Origin of the sequence: Lactococcus petauri (assembly GCF_023499275.1) — a bacterium.
GTDB classification, from domain to species: Bacteria; Bacillota; Bacilli; order Lactobacillales; family Streptococcaceae; genus Lactococcus; species Lactococcus petauri.
On sequence record NZ_CP094882.1, the window covers coordinates 1,624,720 to 1,646,684 of the forward strand.

At 30.8% G+C, this 21,965-nt stretch carries 20 protein-coding genes, 2 tRNA genes and 1 pseudogene; 7 read left to right on the forward strand and 16 right to left on the reverse strand.

The window, feature by feature from the left end; translation table 11 throughout:
• Window positions 1–878 precede the first annotated feature (878 nt).
• Together lgb_RS07885 and lgb_RS07890 are read left to right on the forward strand one after the other, a co-directional pair.
• Window positions 879–1,244, forward strand: a complete 366-nt coding sequence (locus tag lgb_RS07885) for a helix-turn-helix domain-containing protein (protein WP_019293429.1) — start codon at window positions 879–881, stop codon at window positions 1,242–1,244.
• A 14-nt stretch (window positions 1,245–1,258) separates the two neighbouring features.
• On the forward strand, window positions 1,259–2,209 hold the full coding sequence (locus tag lgb_RS07890; RefSeq protein ID WP_029345860.1) for an ImmA/IrrE family metallo-endopeptidase: 951 nt from the start codon (window positions 1,259–1,261) through the stop codon (window positions 2,207–2,209).
• Window positions 2,210–2,398: 189 nt separating this feature from the next.
• Here the strand turns inward: lgb_RS07890 and lgb_RS07895 are convergent, their stop codons facing one another.
• From lgb_RS07895 to lgb_RS07920, 6 genes are all read right to left on the reverse strand, one after another.
• Window positions 2,399–2,752 carry a YxeA family protein gene (locus lgb_RS07895; RefSeq protein WP_019294096.1) on the reverse strand — a complete coding sequence of 118 codons (354 nt, stop codon included), beginning with the start codon at window positions 2,750–2,752 and terminating at the stop codon, window positions 2,399–2,401.
• Between the two features lie 176 nt (window positions 2,753–2,928).
• Window positions 2,929–4,926: an ABC transporter ATP-binding protein/permease gene (locus lgb_RS07900; RefSeq protein ID WP_019294097.1), complete on the reverse strand. Its 1,998-nt coding sequence runs from the start codon at window positions 4,924–4,926 to the stop codon at window positions 2,929–2,931.
• Window positions 4,927–5,595: 669 nt separating this feature from the next.
• Window positions 5,596–6,462 carry an aldo/keto reductase gene (locus lgb_RS07905; RefSeq protein ID WP_019294098.1) on the reverse strand — a complete coding sequence of 289 codons (867 nt, stop codon included), beginning with the start codon at window positions 6,460–6,462 and terminating at the stop codon, window positions 5,596–5,598.
• A 78-nt stretch (window positions 6,463–6,540) separates the two neighbouring features.
• Window positions 6,541–6,960 (reverse strand): MerR family transcriptional regulator, encoded by a 420-nt coding sequence (locus lgb_RS07910; RefSeq protein WP_019294099.1) that lies wholly within the window; start codon window positions 6,958–6,960, stop codon window positions 6,541–6,543.
• A gap of 566 nt (window positions 6,961–7,526) precedes the next feature.
• Window positions 7,527–8,573, reverse strand: a complete 1,047-nt coding sequence (locus lgb_RS07915; RefSeq protein ID WP_019294100.1) for a DUF389 domain-containing protein — start codon at window positions 8,571–8,573, stop codon at window positions 7,527–7,529.
• A 50-nt stretch (window positions 8,574–8,623) separates the two neighbouring features.
• The gene (locus tag lgb_RS07920) at window positions 8,624–9,961 is read right to left on the reverse strand and encodes a TrkH family potassium uptake protein (RefSeq protein ID WP_019294101.1); all 1,338 of its coding nucleotides are present in this window, start codon (window positions 9,959–9,961) and stop codon (window positions 8,624–8,626) included.
• A 226-nt stretch (window positions 9,962–10,187) separates the two neighbouring features.
• On the opposite strand from lgb_RS07920, the gene lgb_RS07925 reads away from it, so the two are divergent.
• Window positions 10,188–10,565, forward strand: coding sequence for an ArsC/Spx/MgsR family protein (locus lgb_RS07925; protein ID WP_019294102.1), 378 nt, complete (start codon window positions 10,188–10,190; stop codon window positions 10,563–10,565).
• Window positions 10,566–10,718: 153 nt separating this feature from the next.
• Here lgb_RS07925 and lgb_RS07930 read toward each other — a convergent pair whose 3' ends face one another.
• The 5 genes from lgb_RS07930 to lgb_RS07950 form a co-directional block, all read right to left on the reverse strand.
• Window positions 10,719–10,913, reverse strand: a complete 195-nt coding sequence (locus lgb_RS07930) for a hypothetical protein (protein ID WP_003134280.1) — start codon at window positions 10,911–10,913, stop codon at window positions 10,719–10,721.
• Between the two features lie 452 nt (window positions 10,914–11,365).
• Window positions 11,366–11,439 (reverse strand) — tRNA-Met (locus lgb_RS07935).
• A gap of 321 nt (window positions 11,440–11,760) precedes the next feature.
• Complete coding sequence (locus tag lgb_RS07940; RefSeq protein WP_308203557.1) at window positions 11,761–12,153, reverse strand: ArsC/Spx/MgsR family protein; 393 nt, start codon at window positions 12,151–12,153, stop codon at window positions 11,761–11,763.
• A 54-nt stretch (window positions 12,154–12,207) separates the two neighbouring features.
• Window positions 12,208–12,408, reverse strand: a complete 201-nt coding sequence (locus lgb_RS07945) for a cold-shock protein (protein WP_014025159.1) — start codon at window positions 12,406–12,408, stop codon at window positions 12,208–12,210.
• Window positions 12,409–12,855: 447 nt separating this feature from the next.
• Window positions 12,856–13,158, reverse strand: a complete 303-nt coding sequence (locus lgb_RS07950; RefSeq protein ID WP_019294103.1) for a hypothetical protein — start codon at window positions 13,156–13,158, stop codon at window positions 12,856–12,858.
• An 800-nt stretch (window positions 13,159–13,958) separates the two neighbouring features.
• Between lgb_RS07950 and lgb_RS07955 the strand changes: the two genes are divergently transcribed.
• Window positions 13,959–14,297: an MmcQ/YjbR family DNA-binding protein gene (locus lgb_RS07955; protein WP_019294104.1), complete on the forward strand. Its 339-nt coding sequence runs from the start codon at window positions 13,959–13,961 to the stop codon at window positions 14,295–14,297.
• Window positions 14,298–14,329: 32 nt separating this feature from the next.
• Here lgb_RS07955 and lgb_RS07960 read toward each other — a convergent pair.
• From lgb_RS07960 to lgb_RS07970, 3 genes are all read right to left on the reverse strand, one after another.
• Window positions 14,330–14,403: transfer RNA gene (locus lgb_RS07960), tRNA-Met, on the reverse strand.
• Window positions 14,404–14,575: 172 nt separating this feature from the next.
• On the reverse strand, window positions 14,576–14,776 hold the full coding sequence (locus lgb_RS07965) for a cold-shock protein (RefSeq protein WP_019294105.1): 201 nt from the start codon (window positions 14,774–14,776) through the stop codon (window positions 14,576–14,578).
• Between the two features lie 707 nt (window positions 14,777–15,483).
• Window positions 15,484–16,320, reverse strand: coding sequence for an Rgg/GadR/MutR family transcriptional regulator (locus lgb_RS07970; protein WP_019294106.1), 837 nt, complete (start codon window positions 16,318–16,320; stop codon window positions 15,484–15,486).
• A 440-nt stretch (window positions 16,321–16,760) separates the two neighbouring features.
• On the opposite strand from lgb_RS07970, the gene lgb_RS07975 reads away from it, so the two are divergent.
• From lgb_RS07975 to lgb_RS07985, 3 genes are all read left to right on the forward strand, one after another.
• Complete coding sequence (locus lgb_RS07975) at window positions 16,761–18,704, forward strand: MucBP domain-containing protein (RefSeq protein ID WP_019294356.1); 1,944 nt, start codon at window positions 16,761–16,763, stop codon at window positions 18,702–18,704.
• Window positions 18,705–18,776: 72 nt separating this feature from the next.
• Complete coding sequence (locus tag lgb_RS07980) at window positions 18,777–19,160, forward strand: ArsC/Spx/MgsR family protein (RefSeq protein WP_029345911.1); 384 nt, start codon at window positions 18,777–18,779, stop codon at window positions 19,158–19,160.
• A gap of 130 nt (window positions 19,161–19,290) precedes the next feature.
• Window positions 19,291–19,461 (forward strand): DUF3042 family protein, encoded by a 171-nt coding sequence (locus lgb_RS07985; RefSeq protein ID WP_019299612.1) that lies wholly within the window; start codon window positions 19,291–19,293, stop codon window positions 19,459–19,461.
• A gap of 714 nt (window positions 19,462–20,175) precedes the next feature.
• Here lgb_RS07985 and lgb_RS07990 read toward each other — a convergent pair.
• Window positions 20,176–20,358 (reverse strand): annotated as a pseudogene (locus lgb_RS07990) (tyrosine-type recombinase/integrase); the annotation flags it as partial.
• Between the two features lie 457 nt (window positions 20,359–20,815).
• The gene (locus lgb_RS07995) at window positions 20,816–21,949 is read right to left on the reverse strand and encodes an N-acetyldiaminopimelate deacetylase (RefSeq protein ID WP_019294323.1); all 1,134 of its coding nucleotides are present in this window, start codon (window positions 21,947–21,949) and stop codon (window positions 20,816–20,818) included.
• Window positions 21,950–21,965 lie beyond the last annotated feature (16 nt).

Sequence of the window (21,965 nt, forward strand, 5' to 3'; positions counted from 1 at the left end):
AAACAAACATTACTCTAGGAGTAACTCATTGACTTAAGTTTCTCTTTATAAATAAAAAGAACAAACACAATCTATTTAGTTGTTCATTGACTTAAGTTTTTACTGTTTTTCAGAACAAGCCCTATCTATTATTTCAGAAGGTCAGATATTCTTTCTTTTCTTTAGATATTTTTGATTGAATTGAGAAAGCGTGGAAGATACCCTGAAACTCAATATCCAGATAATGTAATCAATCGTTCAACATTATCACTATTTCTTTAAATATTTTTGTTTTAGCTGAGAAAGCGTGGATATTATACCCTGAAACTCAGCAGTCTTATTAGTTTTTTGTTTGAGTGACTTGTTAACCTCTTGTCACCAAGAGCAAGAAAGGCACGGACTTTTAGGATAACAAACACAATGAAAGTTGGTTTGGTTTCCGATTCACACGAGTTCTTCTGCTATTGCATAATGCTAGCATGAATCCTATATCCCAAAGGACAGTTTCCTGCCACCTTTATACTCCTTCAGATTTTCTAGGCTCTCCTCTCTCTCTGAAGTTGCTCCGCTCAGTCGTATCTTTCATTCACCTGCAGATTGTACACATTATCTCACTTTACTGTTGCGTACCCACCATCAGTCAATTAATCACACTTGAAGCAATTACTTCTTCATGCTATAATAGTAGTGTTCATGTACTATTAGTAGCATAATTAGGTTTAACTTTTTTGTTTTACTTAATTGAGTTATTTATAATGTTGCAAATGCTCCATTTATTGGGGCTATTTGCTTATTCACTTTGTAGGCTTATACCTACATTTGTAATTATAGACTATTACCTACAGAATGTCAAGAATTTTGTTAAATTTTTTATAAATAATATTATGGAGGAAGTCCTTATGACGTTCTATGACCGTCTCAAAACACTCGCGGATGAAAAATCAAAGTCTTTTAATCAAATTGAAAAAGAATTAAATTATCCAAGAAATGCACTCAACGATTATAAAAAAGGAAAGAATCCTTCTGCAAAACGTACTGCAGAGATTGCAGAATATTTTGGTGTAAGTACCGACTATCTTCTTGGACGTGAAAAAAATAAAATAGATAATAAATTAACTGAAGAAGAAAATGAGCTTCTTGCTGCTTTTCGTATGGAAAGCGAAGATATGACTAAAGAAGAACAAGCTAAGTTTAATGAATCTGTCAAAAACATGATGAAAATTGCAAGAGAATTATTTGATGATGATTCTAACTGGAAAAAATAGAAAGCAATTTTTATATGGTAAGTATTGAGTACAGAAAAGTTAGTGCTTCATCATACAAAGAGTATATGGGGATGGCTTCAATGTTATTAGATGATATTGCAAGCTATTCAAACAAAAAGAAGAAATATATTATTTACTCTGATATTATTTCTTATTTTGAAAATACTTACGATATTCTTTTTACTTTCTTCGAAGTAAAGAGAAACAGTAAAATTATTCCCTCGACTGATTTAATTAAGCATAAAGACCTAGTTAGAAATGAAAAATTAAAATTTCTTGACGATGATCTAGCTAGTAAAATATCAGGTGTAACTATACCAAATAAGCATAACAATAAAATTATTATTATGCTTAATCAAGTCATGCCTAAGCAACGAATAATTTTTACAATCTTACATGAATTAGTTCACTTGCACTTTCATAATACCAATCAGAAGAAACACTTAATTTTTGCTTCAAAATTTTCTGGAGTATACCCATCAGAAATGATACCTTTGGAAGATGAAGCTAATGTTATTGCTTCACTACTCTTTTGTTCAACAGAACAATTGGAAACATTTATACTTCAAAAATCAACATTTCACTCCATGTGTTCTAAAACGAACATGAGTAAATCAGCTATGCACAATCGATTACTCAATTATTTCCAGCATATACTGAAAATGAATTATCACCAAGCACTGGACTATATATTAAGACTTAGAGAAGGTGAAAAAAGAGCTTCTTACGAGCTCAAAACAATTATTTCACAAAAAAAGCAAGATGAAGTTTCTAAAAACATTTTCATAAAAATGAGTAGTGGTATATCCCTCAATCAAAGTGAATGTCATAAGTATCTACAATGTAAAACCTCTCAAGAACTAGTTTTAGAACTAGAATATGCACACTCCACATATAATCATTTGCTTGAACAACTTGTCATGGAACAATATTATATAAAACAAAATAAAAAACGCCTAAATTAGCGTTTTTTATTTTGTTAATATCTTTTCGCATAATATTTTATTTTTAAAGTAAGAAGAGAATACTTTCATAAATTTAATTGTAATCTCTTGGACTCAAATGAAATTATTGTTTGTTACTTTGAAAATATTGATTTATTTTGAATATTTATCATGAAGTCTAAGAAAATAAACCGTAATCTAACTTGTCAATTAATCGATTTTTTCCAGTATATGTCTCGGTATCTCAGATCTATCACATGCTACCCAACTTGTTACTTTTCTATTTTTATTTAAAAAAACTTGTAAATATATACCTGATTTAACTTTAGAAATAGTACTAAATTTCAGCTGTTGACTTTTTCCTTTTTCATCAAAACCTCTTAAATAGTAAGTATATTGAACAACTCTATTTCCTTTATGTTGCACCCTCTCCTCTACTGGTTTAATCCCTTTATAAACCTCAGAATAGTAGATTATTCCTCTATAACTTGAATCATACCAAGAATATCCACTCAACCCTATCAATATTATTAAAGCTATAAATACTATAAATACATTTTTCATTTTTCTGTTCCTTCGGTTATGTTTTTAAATATTCAATTCCATACCGTAATAACTATCAGGGAAGTAACATACTCTAGAAGTATTCTACATATCTTAAGAATGGAAATTGTGCTACATTTTACTTTTATACCTAGAAATTGTTTACGGAGTTTTATCTTTTACTGATTACTATCATTTCAATCAATTGATAAAGCTTCTATTGTATTAAGACGTGCGGCACGATTACTTGGTGCAAGACTTGCAAGAAGTGCTATCAAGACAGCAATAATCATTGCAAAAATTACATTACCTATAGAAATTTGAACAATACGTTCCCCTTTTAGGAAGTCAGACAATGCTGCATTAGTTATAATCTCTCCCAAATAGGCGACACCAATCGCAAGCATGGCCGATGACAGTCCAAGAATAAAGCTTTCAGCTGTAAAAAGACGAGAAATATCTTTTTTTCTTCCACCCAATGCACGAATCACACCTATTTCTTTGGTACGTTCAGATACACTCATATAAGTTGTGACAATAATCATAAAGATAGACACAATTAAACTAATACCAGCAATTGCTGCAAGAAGACGACTAACAACATTTGTGAGGTTTGTAAATAATTCCACAAATTCTGTAGGAGAATATGTCACAAAGGCTTTCTGCCCGTTAATTGTTATTTCTTGTACATCTTCAGTAGATTTTTTAACATTTTTAACTTCATCAACAGTAATTACAGCGTAATTTGGCTGGCTATCTGCAGACGCTGAAGATAATAGGGTTTCTAGTGTCAAGTAATCTATAATAACACTTTCTGGTTCATCTGCAGTTGTATTCTTAGAATCTTTTAGAAGGCCCGAGACTTTAAAATCACTAGATATAGGGCGGACTGTTCCTTCTTGAGATTTAGCTTCAAAATTTATATGAATAGTTTGGCCAACTAAGGATTTATAATCGGGACTCAATGCTTTTGCTTCTCTTTCATGAATAGCAATCTCTCCAGATTTCGGTTTTCGTCCTTCACTATATTCATCATTTATATTAGATTCAGTCCAGCTTGAGATAGAGAATAAGCTTGACTTATTCTTATTGCCATATTGGATAGTTCCTGAACTTGTCAGCGCAAAAGTGGGCTCTACTTTTCTTACATTATCAATTGATTTTAACTTATTAATGTAAGTTGAATTCATGTTTCCTTTAGAAGTTCCAATATTTTGTTGAGCTTGTTTTAGTGCATCATCATTGCTTAATTTATCATCTTTAGTTGTACGTTTAAATACTGTCACAACATTCGGATTAATACTTGAATTCATTATATGGTTCATATAATTTGTGACACCATTCCCTAATCCCAAGAAAAAGATAACGGAGAATAAACCAATAGCTGTACCAATTGCTATAAGTAAGTTGAGCTTCCATGTGTGAATAAAATGTTTGAGAGCAGTTTTAAATATTTCACTTCTTGAAAGCACCTTAGATTGTATACGTCTCTTCTTTACAACTTGATAAGAATCTTTTAACCTCTCGTCCCCAATGATTTTCCCGTCGGATAATCGAATAATACGTGTCCCAAAATCAGCTACTTCTTGTGAGTGAGTCACAACAATTACTGTTTTACCTGATGCTGCAATCTCACTTAATAAAGCTAATACTTCTTTAGTATTTTGCGAGTCTAATGCACCAGTTGGCTCATCCGCAAGAATTATTTCAGGATCTGATGCTAATGCCCGAGCGATTGCTACACGTTGCTTTTGACCACCTGAAAGTTGGGAGGGTGTTTTCTTTCGATGATCATATAAGCCAACCTGTTTTGTTAGTTCAATGGCTCGCGTATATCTTTCTTTTTCGGAAAGGTTAGTCATCTTAAGACTAATAAGAACGTTGTCTAATACACTTAAATAGCTAATCAGATTAAAAGATTGGAAAATGAACCCTATAGTATCTCGACGATAGTTATCCATATCTTTTTCTTTTTTTCTCTTTTGAGCGATACCGTCAACAATAACGTCTCCATCATAATTTCTATCAAGTCCCCCAATGATATTCATTAAAGTTGACTTACCGCCACCTGACTCCCCAAGTAGGCTAATAAATTCACCTCTATCAAAATTCAAGTTAATTCCTTTTAAAACAGGGAATTCTTCTTTACCAAGAAAATAGGATTTCTTTATATTTTTTAGCTCTAATATATGCATAGTATTTTTCCTTTATATAAATTACTTATGTACATGTTTGTCTTTTGGTTTCCCAATAAAATGTGATTCCTGCTAATAATGCAAATTCAACAAAGCCCATTATAGATATCTTTAATCTATCTTCTGATCCTGTTTCAGGGAGAGTAGAGTCACTACAGAGAATTTTGTGACTACTGACTTGTGATTACTTCCACTCTTTATATTTATCATTTCATTAATTAAGCAATTACTTATAACGGTATCAACAGTATTTCCTTTATATTATTTTATAATCTTTTCTCCAATATTTTTTATATCCATGTTGGATCTATGTACTTCAGTACCTCAAAGATTACTTAATAGTTTTTATCTCCTTTATTTCTTTTTTTATTTTGTATTATATAATACCATGAATTGATTGTCAAGCTTTTTTATTGATTTACAATAATTGTTTTTCGTTTATCAAAAAATATATATTTACTTTATAAACAAAAAAACTACTGGTACTAAACCAATAGGCTTCAAGTATATTTCTCTCTAATCTAGTAAATTTCCTAGTTGTTACTCTAATACGTTACATAAACCTTCTACCATAGAAAAACGTACTACTTTCGCTTTGCCATCATAATTCCTACTTTCTCATATAGTTCGGTGTTTGTCCTCCTGCACCTATAACTAATATATTTTTTATCATTTTTCTGTTTCCATCATCCGATTCATAAACCATGCTACTTGTTGTGGCGCATCGTGGTCAAAGAAAGCTGATTCTTTCATATCTAGAGTTCCTATTTTTTCAATATCTTCTTGTGATAGTTTGAAATCAAAAATGTCAATATTCTCAGCCATCCTTTCTGGACGAACCGATTTTGCTAAAGCGACTATCCCTCTTTGCATTAACCAACGAAGAACAACTTGTCCCACTGTTTTGTTATATTGACTCCCGATTTCTGAAAGCAAAGGGTTAGTGAATAAATCATGATGTCCTTCAGCAAATGGAGCCCAAGCTTCAATTTGTACCCCATATTTTTCATGCCATTCTTGATCTTCAATACGTTGATTCCAAGGATTCACTTCAATTTGATTAATCTGTGGTTTTACCCTATTTAATCCAACAAATTCAATCATTTTAGATGATTTAAAATTTGATATCCCGATTGAACGTAATTTTCCTGATTTTTGTGCAGCTACCATTGCACGCCAAGCTCCATAAACATCGCCGTATGGTTGATGAATCAGGTATAAATCAATATAATCTAGATTCATAATTTTAAGAGAATGCTCAATAGTCGCAAATGCTTTTTCTTCTGGGGCTTGTAAAATAAATAATTTCGAAGTAACAAATAAATCTTCTCGTCTTACAAGTCCTTCATCAATTGCTCGTTTAATTCCCTCACCAGTTTCTTTTTCATTCCCATAAATAGCAGCTGTATCAATCAAACGATAACCTACCTTTATTGCTTGATAAACAGCTTCAGAAGTTTCCTCTAACGGAATTTGATAAACACCAAATCCTAATTGAGGCATTTCAACACCATTATTTAATTTAATTGTTTCCATGTTAGTTCTCCTTTAAAAACTTTATTTTAACATCTTCATTATAAACCTTGAAGTTAGGTCTATAGCAAGAGAAATGCATTATTTTTTTCTTTCCCATAGTTTTTCTGCTTTATCAGAGTCCAGTTTACCTGCTTTAAATTTTGCAATATGCTCATCATACGTTTCTATTTTATAAACAAGTAAATCTCGTACTTCATGCATTTCATAGAGTTTCTTATCTAACTCTTCCAGTTGATCAACCAAAATCTGTTTTTGAGCTTCCTCAACATTTTCTTTTTCTCGTATTTGAGCTAAATAAGCGAACTCAATTAATGACTCCACTGATAATCCTGCATTTCGTAAACTTTTAGCTAAGTAAATCCAATTTAAATCATTTGTTGTGTAGTCCCTATAACCACTTGAGTTACGATGTATTGGTGGGATTACTCCCACACGTTCATAATAGCGCAATGTATCTACACTCAAATCAAACATTTCAGCTACTTTTTTAATATTCATCACGAATACCTCCTCGTTTTATTATAAACCATGGAGTGTACTCTAAGGCAAATAATTTGAAGAAATATTTGAAACTTATTTTACCCATAATGTGTACAAAATAAAAAGCCATTGAGATAAAATTTATATACCTCATCTCTATATTTACAAAGTAAAAAGTCGTTAGAAATTTCTAACGACTCTTTATTTTATAAATTTTATTACACACATTTTAATTGCTTGGTTAGTTTTTTGGTTAATAATAATTTTATAGTCCTAAAATCGCTTATTTACTAAACCTCTTGGGACGTTAAATTCATTTTACCATAATGGTCTAACTTATTATATTCTAAAACTTTATAACCAATTATCAATAGTGATTAGTACCACAAAACATCTAATTTTCAATATCTTATGATCTGTATAGTATTGTTGCACGCGATAAACCAACTATTAAATGCTACTACCCTCTCTCATCTTAAAATAAAAAAACTTCTCGCGGCGTAATGCGAGAAGTTCAACACTTCTTAAATTATAAGCAACCTTACTTAAATAAAACAAAAAATACTGGAGACTTATTCGTTAATCTATTTTGAACTATCATTTTTTTCTTTTTTACTTTCAATATTCTTGTCAGTGTTTTCATTTAACTTATTTTGTATATATTGATCTAGATACTTAGAAAGTTCCTTGCCCTTTAAATTTCCTAATTCTGGTATTTGAATTACCTCTAATGTCACTTTTTTTAGCCCATAACTAGATAAACTTTCTTTTAAATTATTCATTTTAGAGGCATTTATTTCTTTACCAGACACTGTTAAAACAAGCTTATTCTGCGAGTTTTTATAATTCTGATCCAAAATAACATAATCTTTAAATTCATTTTTCAAAAAATTGTTAATGGTATATTTACGAACACTATCCTGAACTAAAGATGAAGCAGAAATAATACTTGGGATCATGATTAATATAGAAATTACTAACAAGAAAAGGTTAATTCTGTTTTTGTTTATACTCACTTTATAGTGTACTGGAAATTTCATCACTCTGATACCAATAACTGTCGCAATGATAATGAAAGCACTATTGATAACAAATAAATAAGACGCCCCTAAAAAATATTCCCATTTTAATACTGAAATTGAATACCCAATAGTACATAAAGGAGGCATTAAAGCTGTAGCTATTGCCACTCCTGGAACAATATTATTAGCTTGTTTTTTTCTTGCACCAATGATTCCTGCCACTCCACCTGCAAAAGCGATGATAACATCCCAGATGGTTGGACTTGTTCTTGAAATAATTTCGCTACTCGGATAACTGATAGGTGATATCATAAAATAAAGTGAGGCTACGATTATGCTGACCGCTACTTCTAAGAGTAATAATTTAGCAGACTTTTTTACTACAAAAGAGTCAAAAACAGACAGACCATATCCTAAGGCTAATATTGGTGTCATAACAGGAGAAATTAACATAGCTCCTATAACTACAGCATTAGAATTCATGTTTAATCCAATTGAAGCAATTAAAATAGCACACACTAATATTATTGAATCGCTAATTCTAATTTCTAAATCTTGTAATATTTTATCCCTAAACTCTATCGGGGTAAATTCATAATTATTTTTCATAATTCCTCCTTATACTTCTTTTAAATATTTTAACTATCTATCAATTCAGATTATCCTACCATTACGTTTTCTTCAGGATATTTATAGAGAGCTTCTTCTCTATTTTTAGTATTAAGAGAGTAAATGATTGTAAATATTCCAACACGACCAATAAACATAAGTAACCCAATTAATCCTTTGCTTGCAGAACTTAATTCAGGTGTTACATTCATACTCAGTCCTACTGTAGACAAAGCAGAAACTACTTCAAAGAGAACCTGATCGAGTTTTAAATTAGGCTCCAGTACCAATAAAAGAAAAGTAGAGATAATTACAAGAGAAAAGTATAAAAAAATAGATTCATAAGATTGTTTAACCAAATTTTGAGGAATAGTTCTATTCCCAAATCTTGTATGTTTCTCTCTTCGTATGACAGCTCTTATATTAAGAATAAAAACTCCAATTGTTGTTGTTTTTATTCCTCCTGCAGTTGAGCCTGAAGTTCCTCCAATTGTCATCAAAATAATTGTTAGAAATAGACTTGCTTGACTTAAAGAGGAATAATCTTGTATAGCAAATCCAGCAGTTCTTGGTGTAATCGCAAAAAATAGACTCTGAACAAAATAAACTAAAAAATCACTTTTATAAAAAGAAAAACGAGTGATAAAAAAGAGTAACATCCCAAATAATATTAAAATTCCTGTTACAATAAGTGCCAATTTAGAATGTAAAGAGAGTTTATGTCTTTTTTTATATCCTATCAAATCCATGATAACAATAAACCCCAAACTTCCACATACTATAAGTAATGAAATAACAAGCATAGTGTAAGGAGAATGATCGTAAGATATAAGAGAATTTCCAAAAAGATCAAACCCTGCATTACAATAGGCAGATACCGAATGAAATACACTAAACCATACCCCCTTTAGCCATCCATATTCTGGAATAAAAATAAATGAAAGCAAAACGCTTCCTATAAATTCAGCAATTAATGAAATAAATAGTATACCTAACACTAATGATTTTTTAAAACCTAAATGAGAAACAGAATATGTTTTTTGTAGGGCAGTTCTTGATTTCATAGATACTTTTTGATTCAATAATAGAAATATACTAGCAACTAAGGTCATAAAGCCGAGCCCTCCAACCTGTATCAAAATCAAAATAATAACTTGACCAAAAAAAGACCAGTATGTACTTGTATCTAGGACAGCTAATCCAGTGACACATGTGGCCGATATTGCGGTAAAAAGAGAATCTACAAAGCTGGTATATTCTCCAGCTTTTGAAGATATCGGAAGGCTTAGTATACTTCCTCCTAATATTACTACAAAAAGAAAACTCAAAAAAATAATTTGTAAATCTGTTAAATTTTTAATCATCCTTTTAATAAAAAAGTTTTTCATTTCTATCCAATCCTGTATTCATAAAGTATTTACCATAATTAGTATAACAAATTAAATACATTTGTCCTAAATGTCAAAACCCATATTTTTTCGAAAACAATCTAGCTTTATAACATCTCGTAGTTCATTTTACAAATCATGAATGAGCTGATATACTAAACTTCTAAAGAAATTAAATCAAAAATTTAAGTATTGATTTTTAGAATGTGTTTATATAGAAAATAAAATGATAACTTTATATTATGATATAGGAAATGCTTCATGTGTTCAGGCAATAAAATGGTTTAGAGAGCATAATATTAACATTAAGAAAAAGAGAATAGAATTAATAACAAAAAATGAACTAGTCTATATCCTTTCTTTAACTGATAATGGCTTTCCTGATATTTTAAAATATACAACTAGGCTAAGCCTCAAAAAAATAGATCAAATAAAACACATTGAAACTTCTACATTTAACACAAGTGTAAATTATATTCTTGAAAATACTAATATCTTAAGAAGCCCCCTTATAGTTGATCAGAACAAGCTACTCATCGGTTACAAAGCAGAAGATATAAGAGTTTTTTTACCTTCCAAATATAGAGAGGTTGAAATATACTAGGTCTCTATAAAAGCTATAAAATAAAAGTCATTCCAATATATCCGAATGACTTTTATTTACACACAATTTAGTTTGTTGGTTAGTTTCTAACTTTAATTTTTTAAAAGCCTATGTTTATCAAGTCCAATAAGAACTTTAAAATAAAGCTTTATATTACCATATTTTGCTATGAGAGCCAAAATTATCATGGTATTTAGCAGGCGCAAGAGTTAAAGTCTCGCGATCAACTACGCGTACATCATGATCTTCAAGTTCTACAATAATAATATTTTTAAATTTATCAGTATCTGCAGTAACTATTGTTGCTTTTTGTCCATTTGATAATGTAATTATATCTCCTCTTTGCATATTTTCTCTCCTCCTGAAGTACTTCACTTTGAATAGAAATATTATTCAACTAAAATAATACTCTTACTTTCTCTACCTTAGTCAATCGATATTTAATACTCAATTTATTCGTAATAATTCAAATATTTATAATATCCGTACATATTTACATAAGTTTGTTTTTTATAACTAGAATCAAATATGTATTCTTTAAAATTAATGTTTTTCCTCATTGTTGCTAATTCATAATTTACTAAACTCAATGGTTTTTCAAATATTACTGATATCTGTTGTTTAGTTCTTGCTATTCCCAAATACCTCCTCCTTTCATTCCTCGTCTATTTTACATTTATGTATTTTATCAGCCATTCTGTATTCTTCGTAAGTTATATATTCTAAATATATAACAAATTATTATTTCATATCCAAACTAATATAAAAATCCCCGACGAAGCAGGGAAATCATCTTCATATTGCGGGAGTAGGATTTGAACCTACGACCTTCGGGTTATGAGCCCGACGAGCTACCTAGCTGCTCCATCCCGCGTTAATAAATAAAAGCTAACAAACTCCACAAAGTAACATTGATCTATATAAGTCCATTACCTTAATGGATGTTATTCAAATACTATCCTCATTGTAGCACACTTAACTAAATTAACCTAATTTCCCAATAAACGTATTACTTTAAATTCATAAACTTACTTCGAATGATATTATTCTCTACTTCCAATCGTTTCACTTTTTTGAGTAATTTATTATTAATCCCTCTCAGCTGTTTATTTTCAACTTTAACTTTTTCTTCACATCTCTTCAGTATAAAATTTCTTAACATTTTTCTCCTTTTATAATTCTATTCTCTATTGCCTTAATCATTATTTCTTCTCATGTCTAGTTTTCTATTAATACTTGGGATAAACTGACGTATTTCGCTTCCATTGAAACCTGCAAAGAGTTGATTTTTATCAACAATAATTGGAGTTTGTAGTATTTCCACGTGATCCACGAGGTAATCTATGGCTTCTTCAAATGACATTGCGTCTAATGTTTTTATGGTTGCTTTTGTTCTCCCCTTCATTGTACGCCTATTTTTTAAAATATCATCAAACCCACCATCCGTTAATAATAATAGTTTTATCAATTCGTTATGAGTTATTTTTGTAATTTCGATACATTCTATTGCAATTCTATGAGTTTCAAACCATAAAAGTGCCTGCTTACTAGAAACACAATTTTTTCGCCAATATATTTTAAGACTAATAGTATTCTCCCTTGTGCTTTGGTTAAAAAAAGCACTCCAAAGAGTGCCTTACAATTAAGCTTTATTAATATTTGTAGCTTGTGGTCCACGTTGACCTTCGCCCATATCAAATGTAACTTTTTCGCCTTCTTCAAGTTTTTTGAAGCCGTTACTTTGGATTTCTGAGAAATGTGCGAACACATCTGCTCCATCTTCAGCTGTAATAAAGCCAAACCCTTTGGCATCATTAAACCATTTTACTGTTCCTTTTGTCATAGTATATATATTTCCTTTCAACTAGATTGTAAATCATTATGGTTAAAGAAAACATTTAAAATATATAACTTTGACTAAACTTACTTAATACATAGTATCATGCTTATTCGTTTTTGTCAAATTGACATAAAAAATCTTCGTTCATGAATGAAATACCAATAATCAGAAACTCAACTGACTTTTGAAGAAATTCACATACGAAGAATCGGTCTTATATGTCAAGGAGACACAGGTCAACTATAGCATAATTGATAGTAAATACCTAATATAAAATAAAAAAGCTCCAACGCAAGTAGAAAGCTTTTTATTTTAACAAGAAAACACTCACTTCCCACAAGGATTGTAAATAGTTTGTATGGTGAGTGTTTAATACCTGACGGTAAACCAAGTATAACAGAAGAATTGATTAATACCTAATCATATCGAATAAATTTCTATCAGATGTTTTTACTGCCATTTACGTTGTAGTGTGTGAGATATTTTATCAATAACTGTCCAAAATAGTTTTTTAGATAATTCTATGTAATGGTTAAAGAAGTTTTTAAGGCTTTTTAAATTAAAATCTCTTAAAGAAATTTTATATTCGTCAATATAATTTATAAATAAACCTAAAACTATCAACAATATAACTAATATAATATATACAATTGTTCTTTTTAATATTTTTTTATTTCTTAACTTTAGATAAAAAACTCTCCATTTTGGATCGTGTCTTCTTTTTCGATAAAACTCATAATCATATGGTGGCATCTTTACCTCTGTAATATTTGATAGTTAAAGTATATCATATTCCCCCCTGAAAAAAACAGAGACTAAAAAAATCTGACTATTCATTTTATATTTGCTTAAAGGGAAAAATCAATTATAGGTTAAGCAACAACAATAAAGAATAGAGACCTCTTCTTATTTATTCTATTCAATTTCACAGATATTATTAAAAATACTTTATTATTCTTCAAACATAAAAGGCTCTTGATATACATGTATACATGACAAGAGGATAAGACAGACACAAAACTGTAAGTAAAGCTTGTCTCAATTGTTGGTGATTGTATGGCTGTCCAACACATTAAATATAGCATAATAGTTTGACTATACGAACTTTGCAAAAAGACACCCAATATGCGAAGGTGTCTTTTCTGATGAATAGCCTAGTTATAATTACTCGTCATAACTAGAGTCCGTATTTGAGGTCAAAACTTCGTGGCAGTGAAGTAACGCCTACGAACACTCTTACTATAACACTAATAGTCTTATTAACCTAATGATACAAAAAAAGCACCGTCAAATGAGGTACTTATGAAAAAGATTCGACTCATTTATTCTATTTTCAATAACTTAAATTAAACTAAAAACTACACTGGCAAGGTGTAGTTTCATGATATATATTAACATTTTTTTATTTCTGCCAATAGTATTATATCAAAATATAAATATATTTTGAAAATCTTAGCCACTTATACAAATTCAAAAAAGTAGCCACAAACTCAATTAAAATCTCAAAATTTCTCTTAAATAATGGTATAATACCAAGCAATAAGGAGATAAAAATGGAAAAACAAGAACTTATCAGCTTGGTGTTAAAAATAACCAACTCCTATGAAGACTATCCATTTAACAATAATAATCGTGAAAAAATACTTTGGACAACTATTAGACAAAAATCTAATAAAAAAATTATAGCTTTAATCTTTGAAAAAGATAACGAACTCTTAATTGACTTAAAGCTAAGTCCAGAACACGGTGAGGAGGCTAGACAAATAGCAGGAGTATTTCCAGGCTACCATATGAATAAAACCCATTGGAATACCATAAATGTGAATAATACTAATCTTACCTATGCTGGTCTCATTCAAATGATTAATGAAAGTAATGATCTAACAAAATAAAAAAATCCTGACGACGCAGAATTTTATTCCAATTGCGGGAGCAGGATTTGAACCTACGACCTTCGGGTTATGAGCCCGACGAGCTACCTAGCTGCTCCATCCCGCGTTAATAAAAACAGAAGAAATTTAAATCACTTATTTAAATCACGCTATAACCTAACAAGCTAGATCTTCCGTAGATGTATCCAATTGACTCACTCATTATAACACACTTTTCTCTCATTCCCTAATTTACTTCTTGACTACAAAAAAATCACTCTTAGAGTGACTTTTTTTAATTATGCTTTATGGATATTTGTAGCTTGTGGTCCACGTTGACCTTCGCCCATATCAAATGTAACTTTTTCGCCTTCTTCAAGTTTTTTGAAGCCGTTACTTTGGATTTCTGAGAAATGTGCGAACACATCTGCTCCATCTTCAGCTGTAATAAAGCCAAACCCTTTGGCATCATTAAACCATTTTACTGTTCCTTTTGTCATAGTATATATATTTCCTTTCAACTAGATTGTAAATCATTATGGTTAAAGAAAACATTTAAAATATATAACTTTGACTAAACTTACTTAATACATAGTATCATGCTTATTCGTTTTTGTCAAATTGACATAAAAATCTTAGTTCATGAATGAAATGCCAATAGTTTAAAACTCACTGACTTTTAAAATATAATATATAAACAATAAAAATTTCTAATATACTAAAATTATTATGTGCCCATGTATATAAAATATTTGTATAATGCCTAATCATACGGAAAAGAGACATCCGATATGTGAGAGATGCCTCTTTTCTGATAAATAATCCAGTTATAGATTACACTCTATAGCTAGATATTTTATAAGTCGTAGGAAAGTACAAATTTTTGACATAAGCATCAACCTACAACAAACTTAGTATAACACTAATATCTCCGATAACATAATGATATAAAAAGTGAGACTTAACTTTATACACACATAATAAAAATCCGTTAAATAACGGTTTTTTATTTTATACATTTATCACTTTTTATTCTGCCTACCTTTTGCCCACTAAATTATTTTTTATCTATTATATGGAGTTATACTACATTACTCCATATCTGAGTAATAAAGCTCCACATCAACAACAAATAGTAACCTCATCTCACATTAAAAGACTTAAAAAGATTTAGGTAACATAAGATTGTATATTCATCATTAATTCTTTAATCATTTAATTCAATACCCATTAATGTCTCAAATTTTTCTTGATGAAATTTTGCTACTATAGGATCAGCACCTAGATGCAATATTTCAAGAACTTTTTTTATCTGTTTAATTCCTTCTTCTTTACTTTTAAAATGATAAATCCATAAACCTTTTGCAGCCTCAAATAGATTTCTTAAAAGCATCGTTTGAGCTAACTTAAGTTCTTCTACACGTTTTATGAAATAATCAGCTTCATCTTTGAGACCATAATTTGATAAGACAAGAATTACTTCAAGCATGACAAAAGATAAATGACGATGATAAGTTTCAGAATTAGACATCCCTTTTCCATATTCTTTTAGTCTCTTTATAATATTTAGAATATCCTGTGGTATTAATTGGTGCATTATTGTATAAAAAATAGACAATTCCTTTATACCATAAGCTTTAGTATCATAAAGGTAGTTAATAAGTTCATTTTTTTCTTCTAAACTCCCCTCTTTCATTAGAAATTTTATCATTAAACAAATATACTTTTGCTTTGTTTCTTTACACGTTTTATGAAGGGTGTGTAGTCTTTTATTATCTTTTGATAAAACAGCATGCTCTACCTCTTCTAATAGATGAATAGGATCAGTGGGAGAATAAAAATTCAAGTGACTATCAAAATCAGATAAACTATAACCCATTAACTGGAGAGCCAAATCAATCTTTTCTAGGCTTATCATGGTACGTCCTCGCTCAAAATCAGATAATGTAGAAGTAGGTATTCCTACTTCCCCAAACTCTGATAAGGTAAACCTATTTTGTTTTCGCATATTCTGAAATGTTATTCCATATTTTTTATAGACCATGTTATCTTCTCCTTGATAAAACTGTTATATTGCTCCTATTATAGTATAAAAAAGGAAAAAGTTTCGCTTTTCCGAATTCCCGGAAATGTTTATTTCTGTAATTTTTTTTCGCTATACTTGATAAGTGCTTTAGATACCGTAAAAGCATCTAATTAATACTTATAAAATTATGTCAATAAAATCAAAGTTATAATGATAGAAACAGTAAATATACATATAAATTTTCTTGATTTACAGACTATTTACAGTTTTTTTATGCAATTTATTTTGAAGTAAGAATAAATCTATAGATTTATTCTTTTTTTTGAGCAATTTTTCCCAAAAAGTCCCCAATATCTTGAATATTTTGCTATATTTTTTTCTTTTTCTGAATCATTTATTAATATAACTTTGATTTTTTAGACAAAAGAATTTCTTTATTCAAACTGAGGAGAATATTAATGAAAAATAAACAAAAAATAGGTGTTCTAGCTATGACAGGGCTTCTTCTTAGCTCAAGCTTATCGCCGAGTCTAGTCCTTGCTTCTACACAAGAGATTAACACTAAGCAAGCTGATACTTCAACAGTATCTGAAGATAGCAATGTATCCCTTGATAAATCTATCGTAGACGAAGCAAATAATAAATTACAGAATTTACCTGATACCGCTTCGGTTGAAAACGGAGAAAATTCAGATACTGCATCAACTTTAAGTGAAGGTAATGCTACTCCTATGACAAACCTTGCTAACTTCTATGTTGATCTTCCACGTACTGGTGCTTATAATGGACGAGGGACTTTAAATATTAGGCCTTTTGCTTTTGAAAAAACAACAGATAATGATTTTAAGTTATATGATCTATATATCGTTATGCCTTTAGGACTTTCTATTGATGGAGGCGTTGAGGCGTTGAGTACAGCATATAATCAATACTTAGCCACTCACCCCATGATTTCTTCGACCCCAAACGTAGAAGCTTTAGGAAACACACTTGATGGACGTGAAGTCTATAAAATTACAACAAATGGAACAGCAACTGCCCCTGCTCCAGATTTTATTGCTATCCCTATTAGAATCACAGATGATACTTCAATTACAGAGATACATAGTAATGCGGGTAAACAGCCAAATAATAAGGATTATGGAGTTGTCTATGCAGGGATTAATGATAATTCAGAATTAGAAGAAATAAGTTACTACCCACATAAAGATGTCAGTGAAACGGTTTTATCTCAAGTAGGTGTAAGTGGTACACAGGTTGCCACAATCGTAGGTGATGCCTACGTTAGAACCATGACACTTTTTAAAGCTAAAACAGTTGATACATATATTTTGAAAGAAAAATATACCGGAGAAGTTCTTGGAACTAAAGAAGTTCAAGGAGAATCAGGAGATAGCTATAATCGTGTAGGACTTATTGATAAGTTAAATCTTTGGGATGGGTTAGACACAAAACAATATGATGAAGAGACTTATAGTATTCAGGATGGAGAAGATATTACAGGCAGTCCAATCTTAAGTCCTGAAGATACGCTTGGAGGTAATCCTAATACAATTTACTCTGGACACACTTATGAACTCTATGTCAATAAGTTTGCGGAAGATGTAACCGTGGGTTATCAAGATGAAGAAGGTACTAAACTTGATAAAGATGTAATTTTATCAGGTCATGTTGGTGAAGAATACACAACTGAACAAAAAGAAATCCCCGGATATACATTCAAAGAAGTTCAAGGGAATGCTTCTGGAACTTTCTCAGATCAGCCTCAAGAAGTCATTTATGTCTATGAGCGTACCGATGCAGCTCCTGTTACTGTGAAATATCAAGATGAAGATGGCAACGACCTTTCTCCTGCAGACACATTGAATGGTAAAATAGGATTGCCTTATGAAAGCCAAGCTAAATCTATCAACGGATGGGCTCTCAAAACTACTCCATCGAATGCTTCTGGAACGTTCACAGACAAACCTCAAGAAGTCATTTATGTCTATGATCGCACTGATGCAGCTCCTGTTACTGTGAAATATCAAGATGAAGATGGCAACGACCTTTCTCCTGCAGATACATTGAATGGTAAAATAGGATTGCCTTATGAAAGCCAAGCTAAACCTATCAACGGATGGACTGTTAAAACTACTCCTTCTAACGCTTCTGGAACTTTCTCAGATCAGCCTCAAGAAGTCGTTTATGTCTATGTAAAAGATACTCTTATGGATACAGGCACTTCTGTAAATACAGGAACACCAAATAATACAGAAAATCCGTCAAATCATGAACAAAGTTCAAGTGATGCTTCATTACCTTCTACAGGAGAGTCTAAAGGTCTGTTATTTAGTATTTTCGGAGCACTTCTTCTTATCTTAGCAATTCTCTCGGTCTTCCTTAAGAAAAAAACCAAATAATAATCCTTTTTGAACTATATAAAAACTATTTACCTTTCTATCTTCTAATGAATAGAATTGACAAAAAACTGTATGATAAAAATTTACTATAGAGGAAGTTGTCATTCCTCCCAAAGAGCATTGGTTTGGTTTGAAAAATATCATCTTGAAATACTAAAAAGACAAATTAGTAGAATTTCTAAGAATGATCTTTTGAAATTGCTTCAACTGTCTGATGATGGGCTAAAAGACATTATGAAACACTCCTCTAGAAGTAGTTCTAAGGTCAGAAAGGCTTTGAATTATATCGAGCATCTTTCTTTAAACGAAGCTCTTGACTATATAATTACACATCCTTATGTCCTTCAAACTCCAATAATCTTAAAAGGTAATAACCACCTTATTGGTTACAACGAGGATGAGATAAGAAAGTTTTTACCAAAGGAATATCGACGTCATCGTCTCAAGAAGCAATAACATTATTATGTATCTATCTATAACTAAAGAATATATTTTATAAAAATTAATCCTTTAGTCTTAGTTCATCATCGTCAAATAATGATAAAATAATCGGATAACAATAACTTATAATGAATGGAGGTATACTATGAATAAGAAATTTATTTCGGGAGTCATCGCAGGTAACCTTGTTACTTTAGCTTCCCTAATTACAGCAGGTGCAATTTATAAAAAACTCGTTGTAGCTCCTATTGAACAAAAATTGGACTTCGTAGAAGATAATCGAAAAAAAGCTAATCGTAAACGCATCGCGCACTGATAAATTATTAAATATAATCAAAAAAGCTAAAAATTATGTATATATTTTTTAGCTTTTTTTGATAAAACATTTTAAAGAGTTTATTTTTTACTTTAAAATATATATCACCTATTAAAGATTTAGCACGTCAGTGCGTTAAGCTATTCTAATTTACATGATAGCTATATTGTCTAATTTTATCAATTACCAACATCTTGGTAAAGTAGAGGTCATAAATAAAGGTTACTGAGAATAGAAATAGTAACCTTTTTATAATATACACACTATTTTTATTAGCTTGGTTAGTTCTTATTTTTTTAAACTTATAATCGCTTATTTATTAAGGCTCTCCACCCTTTAAATTCATTTTACCAAATGATCTAACTTATTATATTTTGGATATTTTATTATATAAAATATCCAAAATAAAAAGGTTACTAAAAATAAAAATCAGCAACCTCTTATTTTATAAATCTATTAATTTTTATTCTGCCCACTTTTTGTCCACTAAAATAATTTTTTATTATTGCACCTTACTACTCAAGAGGTCATGGTACATCACTACATATCTGAAGTACAATTGTGCCAATTTTCTTTCCCCTTTATAAAAATGGCTTAAAAGCCTTATTTAATAGCATTTTCCAGTGATATCATTATTTTATTTTCGATAATAATATCATTAATTATCACTATTTTTCTTTCATTTCTGCCCACTTTTTTTGCCCACCAAATTGCTTAAGAAATTTTGTTAATTCTATTCATTTTTTGGTTTAATTCTTTAGACATATTAGGTGTGACATGAGTATATATATTATTGGTAATAGTGGATGTTGCGTGACCAACTCTTTGCATCACCACTTTTTGGTTTATTCCCATTTCTGCTAATAATGAAATATGAGAGTGGCGCATACAATGGCAAGAGAATTGCTTATCTCACCCAGTTTCTTTTCCATAATATTTAAAAGATAGAAAGTTATTTATCGAGTTTATGACTATAAAGTTCCTACTTTTATATCTTCAACTTTTATATCTCTGCCTTTTCTTTTGGAAAAAGTGCAGAATAAAAAACATACTTATTATATCATTTTTATCTGTATTTTTCCTCGTCTTTTATTTTTAAAAATTCATCAAATACTGGTACCGATACAGGCCCACCTATTCTAAAATAATTTCCTTATATGAAGCATTTGACTTTTTTATTTCATAAATTTTGTTTCCAACGGTAGAAACCTTTATCGAATAAAAGTTTGAAATACCTTCTGCTTCAATATTTCTGTTTTACTCATTCCTAATACTAAAAGTATTAAGAATCCATCGATACTATAAACTACTATCAAAAAAACTGCCGGTTTAATACCAACAGTTGTAAAGAAATTTATCGAGTAGCTAGCCAGGCACTGAGCGCTTCCACTGCAGGCATTATAGCTGCTTCTTTTGGAGACATCTTTTCGTGATGTAAGGGATAATCTGATTGAACACCGAGCCAGAGCATCACACCAGGTACTTTATCTAATAAGTATCCAAAGTCCTCCCCTGTCATCAAGGGGGAAATTTCTGAAAAATTAACTGTTGGCTTTTCTTTCAGAAAAGTCATCAGTTGGTCTGCAAGATTTTTATTATTAATAACAGGGAGATAACCTCCTTGTTTTAGTATAATTTCCGCTTGGCAGTCAAAGGATTGCGCAATACCTTCAGCGATTTGTGTGATACGTTTTTGTGTCAGTTCGTTCATTTCCTTCGTCAAGGTACGAACTGTTCCGTGAACTTCCGCTTCTTTGGCAATCACGTTATTAGTCATTCCAGCACGCATCTTTCCAAAAGTCACAACAGCATTTTCCATTGGCCCAACATTTCGCGAGATAATTGTCTGCACTTGCGTTACAAAATGACTCACAGCAACTACCATATCATTACTATTCTGGGGGAACGCTGCGTGGCCTCCTTTTCCAGTAAACTTAATACTAACCTCACAAGTTCCTGCAAATAAAGTGTGATTATTTGTTGCTAGTTGTCCGGCAGGTAGTTCTGGATGAACATGAAGTGCATAAAACTCATCCGGTAACCAATCCGCAAAAACGTTTGCCTCATATAAAAGTTTTGCGCCTGAGAGATTTTCTTCAGCGGGCTGAAAAAGAAAAAGACGGTCATTTTTACTTGGCGTTTCAATAGCAATTTTTAATAAACCAAGTGCTACAGCCATGTGTATATCATGTCCACAAGCGTGCATTCTTCCTTGGTGCTTTGAACTGCATTCTAAATTTGTTTCTTCATTAACTGGAAGCCCGTCCATATCTGCACGCCAGCCTATAATTTTGTCTGAGTCAAATCCTGTTATTTTGACTAGAACGGCTGTCTTCCAAGTTCGAATTTTGACATGCTTAACTGTTTGTATCATTTGCTGTATTTTATCTAATAGATAAGCCTGTGTTTCAAATTCTGCCATACCAAGCTCAGGAATTTCATGCAATTCCCGACGTATTTGAAGCAATTCTTCATTTGTAAAAGGCACTCTACCCCTCCTTATT

Excerpts from the sequence above, each read along its gene's own strand:
- lgb_RS07895 (WP_019294096.1), bottom strand. The coding sequence starts at position 2,752 with ATGAAAAATGTATTTATAGTATTTATAGCTTTAATAATATTGATAGGG.
- lgb_RS07920 (WP_019294101.1), bottom strand. The coding sequence starts at position 9,961 with ATGAAAAACTTTTTTATTAAAAGGATGATTAAAAATTTAACAGATTTA.
- lgb_RS07945 (WP_014025159.1), bottom strand. The coding sequence starts at position 12,408 with ATGACAAAAGGAACAGTAAAATGGTTTAATGATGCCAAAGGGTTTGGC.
- lgb_RS07930 (WP_003134280.1), bottom strand. The coding sequence starts at position 10,913 with ATGCAAAGAGGAGATATAATTACATTATCAAATGGACAAAAAGCAACA.
- lgb_RS07915 (WP_019294100.1), bottom strand. The coding sequence starts at position 8,573 with ATGAAAAATAATTATGAATTTACCCCGATAGAGTTTAGGGATAAAATA.
- lgb_RS07970 (WP_019294106.1), bottom strand. The coding sequence starts at position 16,320 with ATGGTCTATAAAAAATATGGAATAACATTTCAGAATATGCGAAAACAA.
- lgb_RS07890 (WP_029345860.1), top strand. The coding sequence starts at position 1,259 with ATGGTAAGTATTGAGTACAGAAAAGTTAGTGCTTCATCATACAAAGAG.
- lgb_RS07910 (WP_019294099.1), bottom strand. The coding sequence starts at position 6,960 with ATGAATATTAAAAAAGTAGCTGAAATGTTTGATTTGAGTGTAGATACA.
- lgb_RS07900 (WP_019294097.1), bottom strand. The coding sequence starts at position 4,926 with ATGCATATATTAGAGCTAAAAAATATAAAGAAATCCTATTTTCTTGGT.
- lgb_RS07885 (WP_019293429.1), top strand. The coding sequence starts at position 879 with ATGACGTTCTATGACCGTCTCAAAACACTCGCGGATGAAAAATCAAAG.
- lgb_RS07950 (WP_019294103.1), bottom strand. The coding sequence starts at position 13,158 with ATGCCACCATATGATTATGAGTTTTATCGAAAAAGAAGACACGATCCA.
- lgb_RS07925 (WP_019294102.1), top strand. The coding sequence starts at position 10,188 with ATGATAACTTTATATTATGATATAGGAAATGCTTCATGTGTTCAGGCA.
- lgb_RS07980 (WP_029345911.1), top strand. The coding sequence starts at position 18,777 with ATGATAAAAATTTACTATAGAGGAAGTTGTCATTCCTCCCAAAGAGCA.
- lgb_RS07905 (WP_019294098.1), bottom strand. The coding sequence starts at position 6,462 with ATGGAAACAATTAAATTAAATAATGGTGTTGAAATGCCTCAATTAGGA.
- lgb_RS07955 (WP_019294104.1), top strand. The coding sequence starts at position 13,959 with ATGGAAAAACAAGAACTTATCAGCTTGGTGTTAAAAATAACCAACTCC.
- lgb_RS07975 (WP_019294356.1), top strand. The coding sequence starts at position 16,761 with ATGAAAAATAAACAAAAAATAGGTGTTCTAGCTATGACAGGGCTTCTT.
- lgb_RS07985 (WP_019299612.1), top strand. The coding sequence starts at position 19,291 with ATGAATAAGAAATTTATTTCGGGAGTCATCGCAGGTAACCTTGTTACT.
- lgb_RS07965 (WP_019294105.1), bottom strand. The coding sequence starts at position 14,776 with ATGACAAAAGGAACAGTAAAATGGTTTAATGATGCCAAAGGGTTTGGC.